The sequence below is a fragment of the Nitrospira sp. CMX1 genome (assembly GCF_054902215.1).
Map to the genome: position 1 here is coordinate 59,866 of NZ_JBUBKD010000033.1, position 11,831 is coordinate 71,696.

General features: G+C 53.8%; 12 protein-coding genes. 7 read left to right on the forward strand and 5 right to left on the reverse strand.

The features are described 5' to 3' along the window. Window positions 1-60: 60 nt before the first annotated feature. Window positions 61-810, reverse strand: a complete 750-nt coding sequence (locus tag ACYX34_RS09125; RefSeq protein WP_462076244.1) for a Stp1/IreP family PP2C-type Ser/Thr phosphatase — start codon at window positions 808-810, stop codon at window positions 61-63. Then, the gene (locus ACYX34_RS09130) at window positions 807-1,601 is read right to left on the reverse strand and encodes a ribonuclease H-like domain-containing protein (RefSeq protein ID WP_462076280.1); all 795 of its coding nucleotides are present in this window, start codon (window positions 1,599-1,601) and stop codon (window positions 807-809) included. The genes ACYX34_RS09125 and ACYX34_RS09130 overlap by 4 nt, the downstream gene beginning before the upstream one ends. Before the next feature lie 94 nt (window positions 1,602-1,695). On the opposite strand from ACYX34_RS09130, the gene ACYX34_RS09135 reads away from it, so the two are divergent. The 7 genes from ACYX34_RS09135 (at window position 1,696) to ACYX34_RS09165 (ending at window position 8,288) form a co-directional block, all read left to right on the forward strand. Next, window positions 1,696-2,088 (forward strand): cyclophilin-like fold protein, encoded by a 393-nt coding sequence (locus ACYX34_RS09135; protein ID WP_462076245.1) that lies wholly within the window; start codon window positions 1,696-1,698, stop codon window positions 2,086-2,088. 5 nt (window positions 2,089-2,093) lie between these two features. Continuing rightward, the gene (locus ACYX34_RS09140) at window positions 2,094-2,375 is read left to right on the forward strand and encodes a DUF507 family protein (RefSeq protein WP_462076246.1); all 282 of its coding nucleotides are present in this window, start codon (window positions 2,094-2,096) and stop codon (window positions 2,373-2,375) included. 92 nt (window positions 2,376-2,467) lie between these two features. Beyond that, the gene (locus ACYX34_RS09145) at window positions 2,468-2,743 is read left to right on the forward strand and encodes a DUF507 family protein (RefSeq protein ID WP_462076247.1); all 276 of its coding nucleotides are present in this window, start codon (window positions 2,468-2,470) and stop codon (window positions 2,741-2,743) included. A gap of 19 nt (window positions 2,744-2,762) precedes the next feature. Then, window positions 2,763-3,218, forward strand: a complete 456-nt coding sequence (locus ACYX34_RS09150) for a tetratricopeptide repeat protein (RefSeq protein ID WP_462076248.1) — start codon at window positions 2,763-2,765, stop codon at window positions 3,216-3,218. A 20-nt stretch (window positions 3,219-3,238) separates the two neighbouring features. Further along, a complete protein-coding gene (gene bcp / locus ACYX34_RS09155) occupies window positions 3,239-3,706 on the forward strand; it encodes a thioredoxin-dependent thiol peroxidase (RefSeq protein WP_462076249.1) in 468 nt (155 codons plus the stop codon). A 57-nt stretch (window positions 3,707-3,763) separates the two neighbouring features. Beyond that, window positions 3,764-4,615, forward strand: a complete 852-nt coding sequence (locus ACYX34_RS09160; RefSeq protein ID WP_462076250.1) for a hypothetical protein — start codon at window positions 3,764-3,766, stop codon at window positions 4,613-4,615. 169 nt (window positions 4,616-4,784) lie between these two features. Further along, complete coding sequence (locus ACYX34_RS09165; protein WP_462076251.1) at window positions 4,785-8,288, forward strand: DUF4020 domain-containing protein; 3,504 nt, start codon at window positions 4,785-4,787, stop codon at window positions 8,286-8,288. Between the two features lie 402 nt (window positions 8,289-8,690). Here ACYX34_RS09165 and ACYX34_RS09170 read toward each other — a convergent pair whose 3' ends face one another. The 3 genes from ACYX34_RS09170 to ACYX34_RS09180 form a co-directional block, all read right to left on the reverse strand. Further along, window positions 8,691-8,864: a hypothetical protein gene (locus ACYX34_RS09170; RefSeq protein ID WP_462076252.1), complete on the reverse strand. Its 174-nt coding sequence runs from the start codon at window positions 8,862-8,864 to the stop codon at window positions 8,691-8,693. A gap of 307 nt (window positions 8,865-9,171) precedes the next feature. Continuing rightward, complete coding sequence (locus tag ACYX34_RS09175; protein WP_462076253.1) at window positions 9,172-10,395, reverse strand: HD-GYP domain-containing protein; 1,224 nt, start codon at window positions 10,393-10,395, stop codon at window positions 9,172-9,174. 136 nt (window positions 10,396-10,531) lie between these two features. Further along, window positions 10,532-11,764, reverse strand: a complete 1,233-nt coding sequence (locus ACYX34_RS09180; RefSeq protein ID WP_462076254.1) for an HD-GYP domain-containing protein — start codon at window positions 11,762-11,764, stop codon at window positions 10,532-10,534. Between the last annotated feature and the right edge of the window lie 67 nt (window positions 11,765-11,831).

The window sequence follows — 11,831 nt, forward strand, 5'->3', positions numbered from 1 at the left end:
AGGTGATGTGGGAACGTACACGCCCTGGGGGGTCTTGTCAACAACGAAGTCGTTAGCGGCTTATCGATGGGCAACGACGACGACCGTGATGTTATCCTCGCCGCCACGATCGAGTGCGGCGGCGATCAAGCGGTCACAGGCACTGACGGGGCTGCGATCGCCGGCGCAAAGCACGTGTTGAATATCCTGATCCTCTAACATCTTTGTCAGGCCATCCGAGCAGAGCACGACGAGATCGTCTTCCTGCATCGCACACCCGGCGATCGTGGGGTTCGCTGTTGCCGTGACGCCAAGGGCGCGAGTCAGGACATGTCGCTCGGGATGGGTTTTTGCTGTTTCCGGAGTGAGAATGCCGCGCTCGAGGTATTTTTCAATCAACGAATGATCTTTGGTCAGCGGAGTGAGTATCCCGGCTCGAAACCGGTAGGCACGACTATCGCCAATGTGGGTCACGTATGCCATGGAGGTTTGATCAGGGATGACCATCAGCAGCACGAGGGTAGTCCCCATCCCCTTGAGCTTCGGTTGGGCGCGGGCCCGAGCCAAAATGGCTTCGTGCGCGCGGTTGATCAACGCGGTCAACACCTCGATCGGAGAGACAGATCCACTCCGGAGCTGCTCCTGTGCGAACGCGGCTTGGGCCTGCACCGTCGAGATGGCCGTTTGGGCTGCGACCCCACCGCCCGCGTGACCACCCATTCCGTCTGCGACGGCCCACAGTCCTGTGTGGTCGATGACGGCAAAGGCATCCTGATTTGACGTCCGCACCAGACCGGTTTCGCTTCGGCCGATGCCGATCCATGCGCTCATCGGGTGTAGGCTGGGTGAAAGGTGGAGCACGCAACGGAGGAGGGGCCAAATTGAGTCATTAAATCCTCTGCAAAACGATCTGCCAAGAGCACAAGATGTTCAGTGTCTGCTCGATTGTAAGCCAAGAGTTGGTCACGCGCGATCTTGTCCCCATGAACCCATTGCGACCAAAGCCGAACTGCGTCCCATCCATCCAATCCCTGGATTGATCCGTTGCGCTCGATACCGAATTCCTGTTCAATCTGCTTGAGTCCTCCCCGTAATGCAAGCCGGCGAGCGGCAAAACAGAGATCAAAGTGCCATGGGGGAAGACGGAGTTCGGGAAACTTAGCACAAAGATAGGGAATATCAAACCGGGACCCAAAAAACGTGACGAGGAGGTCGCAGTGATCAAGCTCGGCCTGTAGGCATTCAGCTGTGAGGGTCTCACCGCGTACAAGACTGAGCGTGTGTCCGTGGTGATGCAGCCCAACGACTGTGATATCACCTTTCTCCGGCGACGTGCCCGTGGTTTCGATGTCCAGATAGCCTGCGCGAGAACGACACGTTTCATAGAGCCGCCAATGTTCACGTCGCGGAAAGCGCGAGGCCAATTGACGAAACTGGCCCTGTTCCGCGAGCGAGTGTGCCGCGCGGAGTTCATCATCGTACCAGCGTTTTCGAGCCGTCGAGAGTCCGGAGATCGTAGGTTGTGCGAGGAAATGGTTCCAGGTCAGCACCCCATCCTGCCACCAGCGGCGTTCCGTGACAGGACCGACGCCCGGCAAGAAGATGAAACTGGAAGTGAGCATCACGAAGGATTGTAGCCTTGATTTCGCGTAGGAGACAAGCTAGAGTTCGCGTCATCAATCACACCTGCAGAGTACAACCAGAAACTGTTTGCCGATGGATTCCATGACTGTGCCGGCAAAACGAATTCGCATTACCGTCGGTGGCGTTCAGCTTGACGCAGAACTTCGAAAGACCAAGACTGCGGATGAGGTGTATGCGGCGCTTCCCGTGACGGTGCCGATTCATACCTGGGGAGAGGAGTTCTATTTTCCGCTCTCCGGGGTTCGAGATCATCGAGAAACGGCAACGACGCAAGTCAAAGTAGGTGATGTGGCGTTCTGGGGCGCCGGCCAAGTGTTGGCCATCTTTTTCGGACGGACGCCGATGAGTACGGGAGTTGATCCGGTTCCAGCTGATCGGGTGAATATTGTCGGGAAGATTATCGGTGATGCCACGCAGCTCCGACAGGTCATGCACGCGTCTTCCATTGTGCTCGAACGGAGGTAGCCACGATGCGACTCTCGAGGGAACGTGTGCGTCATCTTGCGGAAAGTCTCACGGGGCATCTCCAACGGCACGATGACCTTGAAGTGGTTGGAGACCGCAAGGTCTTGGTCGAGGTACTGGATCATGCCGTCACACAGGAATTATCAGCCGAAGATCGGCTGAATGCTGAGGTGCGCCAACTTCTGAAGGCGTATGAGCAGCAGATTGAGCAGGGCCAAGTGGATTATCAGAAGATGTTTCAGATGGTGAAGCAGAAGTTGGTCCGTGAGCGAGGAATCATCTTGTAACGAGGTGCGGAGTAAGGGGTGAACGGTGAAGGAAAGAATGGACGGTATATTCTCCGTACCTCATCACACCTCACCTCTTTCCAGATTTAGATATGTTGACGGAAGATAAGGTCAGCCATTTATCCCACGTGATTCTGACGGCCATTAAGACCGTTCCTGGTGTCCGGCTCAAGCGTAGCGACGAGTTGGTCTTGAAGGAAATCAAGAAGGTATTGGCCGATGAGCTTGCACAGGAGCAGCGCATTGATCGGACGGTGAGGGCGAAGCTCGCCTCGTATTCACGAGGTCTTGTTGAAGGGAGTGCCGAGTGGGATGTGTTGTATCGGAAGACGTTCGAGGAAGAGACTCGCAAGCAGGTGAAGATCTGAACAACGAGGTCCTGTTACCATGACAACTATGATCTCCCGCGTGACGGTGTTGGGTCTTATGGTCCTGCTGCTCGTCGGTACAGGCTGTTTTCAGAAGCGGAAGCCATTGGTGCCGCTGGCCCTGGATGGGGAAGCGAGGTCGCAGGCCATGACGTTGACGGAGCAAGGCACGCAGGCGTATCAAGCCCAACAGTTCGAAGAAGCCAAGCGGTATTTCGAACAAGCCGTCACCGAAGCGCCGACGTCTGGCCCGGCCCATTACAATTACGCGCTGGCCCTGAATGCACTCGGCGACTCAGAAGTCGCCAGGCGGCATTTTCTGGAGGCAGCTGACCTCTCTCCTGGAGATAAGGTCATTTGGGACTCGCCGGCACTCTCGCCATACGGCAATCCGGAGAACAAGAACAAGAAGATGCCGGGGCCCTATACACCTCGTCGGTCATCGTTCGGCAGCGGTATGCCTGGTGGGTATTAATTCAGACGAAGGATGGAACTATGAGCAAAGAACTCGCAGTCGGGGACAAAGCACCTGAGCTTGGAATTCCAGATCAACACGGGAAATCCGTGACCCTAAAGAGTTTCAAAGGAAAGCAGATCGTCCTCTACTTCTATCCCAAAGACGATACGCCTGGCTGTACGAAAGAGTCTTGTGACTTTCGCGATGTGGAGTCGCAGATTCTTCGGGCCGGAGGCACCATCGTGGGGGTGAGCCTGGATGGAAAAGAGTCGCATCAGAAATTCATCAAGAAATTTGAGCTTCCATTTCCGCTGCTCAGCGATGAAGATGCCGCGATCTCGAAAGCCTACGGAGTCTACAAAGAGAAGAATATGTACGGGAAAAAGTATTGGGGTATCGAGCGCAGCACGTTCGTTATCGATCTTGAGGGAAACGTGAAGGCGGTTTTTCGGAAAGTGAAAGTCGACGGTCATGCGGATGAAGTGCTGAAGGCACTCAAAGCATAGTTGACATCAGCAATCTGGTGCGGTGTTCTCCAACTTTCTCAGAAGGCCGTGCGGCTCATGATTCTCTCACTCCGCAAGGCCTGTCTCTCGTTCGTCTTGCTCGGTATTGCCTTTCCGAGTCTGCTCTTTGCGGCAGAGAAAAGTCCTGCCACTATTCTCGTGAAAGATGCGCTGACCGCTCCTGGTCAGTCCGCGACCTTCGAAGGCAAGCTCATCTCAAAACATCTCATGCTCATTGCCGCACTTGGGGGAGAGCCGCTCGAACTCGTGGTCGAGGGAGCAGTGGCCGCCAGGGCCATGACTGGTGGCGATGGGAGGGCACTCCTTACGTATACTCCAAAAACCAAAGGTCTCGTCCCAGTTCAGGTCCGTGTCGGGAAGAGTCCGCGAGTCGATCAGGCTGAAGGTCAGGCCAATCTCGTCGTCTGGGAGAAGCGGCAGCCCATCCTCGTGATTGAGTTGTCGTCGCTGATTGATCAGGCGGCACCCAGTCGAGTGCCGCCAATTGGAGTGACGCTTGAATCAGAGCGGAAGCCTCTGGCTGATGCTGTCGAGGAGATTGAAAAGCTCACGCAGTTTTATTACCGAGTCATCTATGTCGTTGAAGGGCGGGATGGGTTTGAGCGTAGCGCAGAAACCAGGGAGTGGCTCAAGCACCATAAGTTTCCGATCGGCTACGTCTTGACGCTCCCTGTCGTTGATACGAATACGATGGGAACCAAGATTGATGAACTTCATGCGGCTGGCTGGAGGACCGTGAAGGTCGGCGTGGGCCGATCGAAAGCCTTCGCCGAGGCGTTTCTTCAACGCCGTCTCGAAGCGATCATGGTGCCGGAACCCTCAAAAGGGGAGGTTCCGCGGAAGGCCAAGGTGGCGAAGGATTGGAAGGAGGTCAGGAAGAAGTTGTAGTTGGTGCAGATGCGGTACACCAGGCTGGCGCTAAGCATTTCTTTCCTGCTAACGATTTTCCATTATAGCCATCAGATTTTTCCCTCTAGCGAAATCTCGCCTAACAATGGTTGCATTTGTTTGGAGAATAAGGTATTCGACTAGTTACGGTTGAACACCAGGAGTAATAATGCCCAAGCTAGGGCCAATTGATTTTGATGATTCCATCCTCGACGCTCTGCGCGACGACAAGCTGGTGATGTTTGCCGGTGCTGGCGTATCGATGGGACCACCCTCCTCCCTGGCGAGCTTTAGAGAGCTGGTCAGTGACATTGCAGAGGGTACTGGGCAGGTCGTGTCTGGTCCCCTGGATCGCTTTCTGGGACAACTACATCACAAAAAGGTGGCAGTACATGAACGTGCTGCGAAGTTCCTATCTCCTCAAGGCAGCTTGCCAAATGATCTGCATCATAATCTTCTGCGGGTATTCCGATCTGCCAAGAATGTTCGTTTGGTGACGACAAATTTTGATTTTCATTTTGAGACTGCTGCCCAAACAGTGTTTGGAAGTATGCCAGAAGTTTACCGTGCGCCAGCCCTACCGCTGGGGCGTGACCTCCATGGGATTGTGCATATCCACGGCTCCCTGGCTAGTCCCAATAACATGGTTCTGACCGATGCCGACTTTGGCCGCGCGTATCTGACCGAAGGATGGGCACGTCGTTTCCTTGTCGAACTATTTCGTAACTACACGGTCTTATTTGTGGGCTATAGCCACGATGATGTAGTCATGAACTATCTTGCACGGGCATTGCCCGCTGATGGTGACGTTGGTCGATTTGCCCTCACAGACGAGAATGGGAGTTGGGATCTCTTAGGCATTAAACCTATCCGATTTAAAAAAGAAACAGGCGTTGATTCCTACAGGGAGCTATACAAGGGCGTTGAGCGCCTCGCTGAGCATGTGACTCGTGGCACACTTGACTGGCAGACAAGAATGGCCGAGATCGGGAGGGGTATACCGCCTGCCGACGAAGAAACTATTGGAGAAATTGAACAGGGACTCCGCCAGGTTCACACTACGCGCTTCCTTACGAATGTGGCCCGGGACTCGGAATGGCCAAAGTGGCTCAATACCCGCAACCATCTCAAAGCACTCTTTTGTGCCGGTGATCTCAACGAACGGGACAGGTTGTTAGCGTCGTGGCTTGCTCAGAACTTTGTTATTGAGCATCCGGCGGCGATGTTTGATCTGGTCTGTGGGAATGGCATGCAATTGAATCCGTTGTTCTGGTGGTCCATTAGCCGGGAATTAGGCCTGGCGACGGAAAAGCTGTTAGAGGAGAAGGCACTTAAGGGTTGGGTCACGATTTTACTCACCTGCATGCCAGCCCAATCGGACTGCCATGCCATGATGTGGCTTGCAGAACGGTGTGCCAGCCAAGGAGTTACCGATCTTGCACTGAGGATCTTTCTCAGTATGAGTAAACATCGCCTGACCATCAAACCAGGGTTTGTTTGGCAGGACCAGAACAATGTTGAGCATGGGCAAGGCCTAGATGTCAGGTGGTCTCTCTATGCTGATCATTGGTCGTTAAACGAGCTATGGACCAAGCACCTGAAACCACACCTCGCATTGATCAGCCAGAATCTACTGTCCGGAGTTACCCATCGGTTCGAGGAAATCCACTATGATCTAATGGCATGGGATAGGGCATCAAGTACGTTGGATCCTATCAGCAATGGTCGGTCTGCCATCGAGCCGCATGGTCAGGACAGTTATCCGGAATCCATTGATGTCCTAATTGACGCAGCGAGGGATGTGTTGGAATGGATCGGTGCCGACTCATCCACGCTTCTCGACGCCTGGATTGAAATGTTAGTGAAGTCGGATGTTCCCATCCTGCGAAGGCTGGCAGTACACGCCATCTCCGTGCATCCAGGAATGACTGCAGATGAGAAACTGCTATTGCTCATAGACCGCATCGGCCTCCATGGCCTTGCCGAGTATCATGAGGTCTATCATGTTGTGGGGACAGAGTATCCAATGGCAACTGGGCACACACGCCAGGCAATTGTTGATGCTATTTGCGCGCATAGGCTACCTGCGAGTGGTGATTGGTCTGCTGAAAAAGCAACCGCACGTTCGCATTTCGACTGGCTCTCATGGCTGCTTCGAGCGAAAGCTGATTGTCAGTTGGCTGCAGGGGGGCTAGCACCAATCAAAGCTGAATATCCCAATTGGGAGCCTTCTGACCATCCCGACTTCACTCATTGGCATGGTCCAGTGAGATGGGTTAGTGATCAGAGTCCATTCTCTTCCGAGCAGCTTTTGAACAGAGCGCCCCACGAGCAACTCGATGAGCTGCTGATGTTCACGGGAAGCCATTTTGATGGGCCCAATCGTGACGGTCTAATCAAGACGGTCAAAGAGGCTTGTAAGCAACAGGTCCGATGGGCATTCGCGCTTTCGGACGCCTTAGTCGAAGGATCACGATGGTCATCAGATCTGTGGCCAGCGGTCATCCAGGGCTGGCAAGAAGCCGATCTGACCATGGATGATTGGCGCACTGTCTTGGCGACAGTTGCTCAGCCTGAATTGCAAGCAGGCCATGCGTACCATATTGCCAATCTGCTCTACTCTATCGTGAGAGATGGAGGCAAACCTTTTGCCCTTGATCTATTAGAACAGGCTAACGCCATTGCGTTACCCACCTGGCAATCCTTGGATTCGGATGAACGGGATGAAGAGATCAGCCATTGGCTAACGCACGCGATCAATCGTCCCGCTGGTATAGTCGTCGAGTTTTGGATTAACGGTCTTTCGTTGTTCGTACGTGGCAAGACAGGACCAGAAAGAAACCTGCCTGACGACTATAAGCAGTGGTTTACCCTGGTTGTACAAGACCCGACCTCAAAGGGTGGGCTAGGGCGTAGCCTGCTCGCAAGTCAGACGGCTTTCTTGTTCGGCCTTGATGAGGTTTGGACTCGACAGCACATCATTCCACTATTCAGCGACGAGAATCCATCAAAGTTCCGTCAAGCTTGGGATGGCTTCCTGACGTGGGGGCGTTTGTATCCGGCGCTTGCAGAGGTCCTTCTCCCGGCATTCATCTCTGCGGTAGGGAGACATGCTGATTTCTCTGACCGCCGGCATCGGTTTGTTGAGTTCTATACTGCGTTTGCCGTGTTTCATCTGGATGACCCAATACAGAACCTGCTTCCAGCACTCTTTCAACATGGATCAGTCGATGATCGAACTATTTTCGCTTCGCGTCTCGGGCATTTCCTGCGACAAATGCAGTCTGAGACCAAACAACAGTTATGGGATCGATGGCTGTTTGAATATTGGGAGAAGCGTCGGCAGGGAATCCCTGCTTCATTGGTAGAAGCGGAAATCCGTCAAATGCTGGATTGGCTTCTTTATCTCGATGGCTTGTTTCCTAAGGCAGTCCCACTGATCGTCGGCTCAGGGCCAATTCAAATAGAGCATAGTCTCTTGCTGCATGAGCTGCGCAATAGCGACTTGGTCATGCGTTACCCAGCCGAGACTGCAGAATTATTGATTTATCTCTGCAGTTGCGTCATCACCTACCAAGTCGCTGATTTGCGGATAGTAGCTGGACGGCTGCCATCACTGACGCCGGACTTGAGGCGCAGGCTTGATGAGGGCCTGGCAAGAATCGGTGCGTAGTAGGTTGGACAAGCCCGGCATAGACCAGGATGGGATTGATACCTGGGCATGATATTGGAGGACGATGCAAAACAGTGAAATGCAGTTAGCAGAGTTCGATAGGAAGGCGACAAGGTTTAAAGGGGGGAGCGTAAAGAACTCTGTCGGTGGGCCAATTTCTGCTGAAACACTTTATCCGTGCTATTGAGGAAATCCAAGGTATACAACTCCGCAGTTGAGTAGTGAGCGAGGAGATCCTCATACCAGGTCGTAATACCCACATTTAGGCTGGCTTCTTGTCAAGGGAAGAGTCCGACCTACCAGGCATTCGAAAGCGACACTACTCAGTTAAGCGACCAATCCGTCCTGGTCGCTCTTAGCCTCTGCGGGCTCGGGATCCGAGCCCGAATAGCGAGGGATCACTTAGCGCGTGGCGACGGCGTGGGATTCGCTGGCCGCCAGACTCTTTCGGCGATTCTCGGCGATGGTGCGGTCGATAATGGCGCCGCAGTTGAAACATTTCCAGGCATAGAAGACGAGAAAGAAATCCGAGAACCGCTCCAGCATCATTGTTCCTTTACACTTCGGACATTCCATCAATTCCTCCTCAGGTGGTTACGTACACAACTGATGATGGGGAGAAGCAAAAGCCGCGCCAAAGCCCATGCATTCAATTTCCCAATGATTTGAATATTACGTATTTGCGCGTGATAAGGCGTTTCAAGAATTTGACGCTTTGCACGGATCAGCGCGTCAGCGTGTTGGCGGTGCATGAGTAGAACAATCCATTTAATAGGGGTCGGGAGTCTTTATAGGGTATTTTCAAAAACACATGAAGCTGAGATCGTGCGTCGATAGCTGAGTGACCAGATGTGGTGATTGGTTGGTTGCGATGGTGGGGAACTTACGCTGCCTTCTTGTCGAGGTAGTCAGTCGGGTTGATACCGACTTGTCTTGAGTCGAGGATAGCGGCGATCTTGCGATGAGGTGTCTCAACCTGCGCGACGAGATCCAGCTCTTTCGGATGGGAGAGTACAGTATTCCCTGCGCTCTTGACGAGCAGTACCACCGGTGCCAAGGGTGCATGGTGATGCACTTCTTTGACGATCCCGGTCTCGCCAGTATTGAGTTCCACGACGGATCCCACTGGATAGAGGCCGACGACGTAGATGAACTGCTGCACCAAGACGGCATCCAGATGCCCTTCGAGTGACAGGCGATAGAGAAACTGGAGTGCTTCGTGGGCGGCTTGCCCCTTGTGGTAGCAGCGGTCACTGGTCATCGCATCGTAAATGTCCACCACTGCGGCCATCATCCCGAACTGACTGAGTTCACGTCGGACTCGCCGGTGGGGGTAGCCGGTGCCGTCAACCCGTTCATGATGTTCCAGCGCGGGACGGAGGTAAGAGTCTCCCAGTCCAGTTGTGGTCGAGAGTATCTCCACGCCACGGAGGACGTGTTGCTTCATGATCTCCATCTCATCTGGCTTGAATCGCCCGGGCTTGTTCAGGATCTCCGTTGGGATCTTCGTCTTTCCGATGTCATGCAACAGGCTGCCCACCCCGATTTGATGCAAGGTGGTTCGATCAAATTCAAGGTGGCGTCCCAGGGACATGGCGAGGATTGACGTATTCACCGAGTGATAGAAGGTGTATTCGTCAAAGTTTTTGAGCCGCGTCAGACTGGTGAGCGCATCGGGGTTTCGCAAGATACTATCCGACATATCCGAGATCACCCGATTGACTTCATCCATATTGATGGCTCGGCCGAGTCTCGTATCATACATGGCGTTCTGCACGATCGTTTTGGCGGCTTGATAGGTCTGCCTGGCGATGGGCAGCTCCTCTTCAAGGCCGACAATTGATAGGACTGATACCGTTTCCTTCGGTACCGTGAAGGCAGGATCATCGGTGATGTCTGGTGCGGCGTTCACGGGTTGAGTGGCTGTGTGTTCTTCCTCGATACTCACCACCAGCGTACGGACCCCACAGGCTTTTAACTGTGCAATCTGGTTGGCTGAGGTGATCGTCATCTTGTGTCGAAAGAACGGCGTGTTGAGCCAGGACCGGTCCAGCTGTTCCACCAGCATTCCCGGCTTCAATTCGTCGATTCCAATGCGCTTGTTCATGGCCATGGGAGGTCAGTAGGAGCTTTCGATACGTGATATCGGAACACCACTCACAAATCTTGAGGTGCCATCAGTCGTCGCGGTTTAATAATGTGGCCGTGATACACGAGTGAGGTGCAGGATGTGACGTGTGTGGCTAGGCCGCCTTTTTATCGAGGTAGAGGGTTGGGTCGATACCGGATTGGTGAGGGTGCAGGATTGCCTTGATGCTCCGATGCGGTATCTTGGCCTGCTGAGAGAGATCCTCTTCCTGCGGATGGGAGAGGAGCGTATTCCCTGCGCTCTTGACGAACAGTACCACCGGCGCCAGGGGCGCATCGTGGTTGATCCGTTTCACGATGCCGGTCTCGCCGGTATTCAGCTCCACCACTGATCCGACTGGATAGACTCCGACGACCTGAATGAATCGTTGCACGAGTGTGGGGTCGAGGTGGCCCTCGAGTGAGAGTCGATAGAGCAGTTGGAGCACTTCATGGGCAGGCTTACCTTTATGGTAGACCCGATCGCTCGTCATAGCGTCGTAGATATCGACAACTGCCGTGATGAGACCCACCTGGCTGATATCTTGATGAGCGCGTCGATGCGGATATCCTGCGCCGTTGACTCGTTCATGGTGTTCTAATGCCGGCTGGATGTAGGTATCGCCGAGTCCGGTCGTGCTGGAAAGGACTTCGACCCCCCTGAGCACATGTTGTTTCACAATCTCCATTTCATGAGGCTCGAAGCGACCGGGTTTGTTGAGAAGTTCGAGTGGGACCTTCATCTTCCCAATATCGTGCAAGAGCGTGCCGACTCCGGCTAGATGGATCATTGACCGATCAAAGCCAAGGCTCCGCCCGAGGGACATTGCCAACAGGGCGGTATTCACAGAGTGGTAAAAGGTGTATTCGTCAAATTGCTTGAGCCGTGACAGACTGGGTAAGGCGTCCGGATTTCGGAAGACACTCTCGGTCATGTCAGTGATGACGCTTTGCACGGCATCAACATTGATCGCTCGTCCCAACCGCACGTCTTGCATCGCGCGTTGCACGATCATTTTGGCGGCATGATAGACCTGCTTCGCAACTGGTAACTCGTCCTCGAACGGGACATGTGTGGATGTAGGGGGCGGGAGAGGATCTGTTGGTTCGCTTGTCGATTCGACGGGGGTGTCCTCAAGAGTTGATTGTACCGGCGCTTCTTCACGGACCTCTTCGGCCTCCACGCGGACGGTCAGGGTCTGGACGCCACAGGCTTTCAATTGCGCAATCTGCTGCGCGGTGGTGATCGTCATCTTGTGGCAAAAAAACGGCGTACTCAGCCAAGACCGGTCGAGCTTTTCGATCACCATGCCCAGCGTCAATTCATCGATTCGGATTTGCTTTTTCATAGGCTATTGAAGCGGATACTAGTGCGTCACTGAGCGATATCGGATGGGACGTCGAGAATCTTAAGAT

Excerpts from the sequence above, each read along its gene's own strand:
- ACYX34_RS09150 (WP_462076248.1), top strand. The coding sequence starts at position 2,763 with ATGACAACTATGATCTCCCGCGTGACGGTGTTGGGTCTTATGGTCCTG.
- ACYX34_RS09140 (WP_462076246.1), top strand. The coding sequence starts at position 2,094 with ATGCGACTCTCGAGGGAACGTGTGCGTCATCTTGCGGAAAGTCTCACG.
- bcp (WP_462076249.1), top strand. The coding sequence starts at position 3,239 with ATGAGCAAAGAACTCGCAGTCGGGGACAAAGCACCTGAGCTTGGAATT.
- ACYX34_RS09170 (WP_462076252.1), bottom strand. The coding sequence starts at position 8,864 with ATGGAATGTCCGAAGTGTAAAGGAACAATGATGCTGGAGCGGTTCTCG.
- ACYX34_RS09135 (WP_462076245.1), top strand. The coding sequence starts at position 1,696 with ATGGATTCCATGACTGTGCCGGCAAAACGAATTCGCATTACCGTCGGT.
- ACYX34_RS09175 (WP_462076253.1), bottom strand. The coding sequence starts at position 10,395 with ATGAACAAGCGCATTGGAATCGACGAATTGAAGCCGGGAATGCTGGTG.
- ACYX34_RS09130 (WP_462076280.1), bottom strand. The coding sequence starts at position 1,601 with ATGCTCACTTCCAGTTTCATCTTCTTGCCGGGCGTCGGTCCTGTCACG.
- ACYX34_RS09145 (WP_462076247.1), top strand. The coding sequence starts at position 2,468 with ATGTTGACGGAAGATAAGGTCAGCCATTTATCCCACGTGATTCTGACG.
- ACYX34_RS09165 (WP_462076251.1), top strand. The coding sequence starts at position 4,785 with ATGCCCAAGCTAGGGCCAATTGATTTTGATGATTCCATCCTCGACGCT.
- ACYX34_RS09125 (WP_462076244.1), bottom strand. The coding sequence starts at position 810 with ATGAGCGCATGGATCGGCATCGGCCGAAGCGAAACCGGTCTGGTGCGG.
- ACYX34_RS09160 (WP_462076250.1), top strand. The coding sequence starts at position 3,764 with ATGATTCTCTCACTCCGCAAGGCCTGTCTCTCGTTCGTCTTGCTCGGT.
- ACYX34_RS09180 (WP_462076254.1), bottom strand. The coding sequence starts at position 11,764 with ATGAAAAAGCAAATCCGAATCGATGAATTGACGCTGGGCATGGTGATC.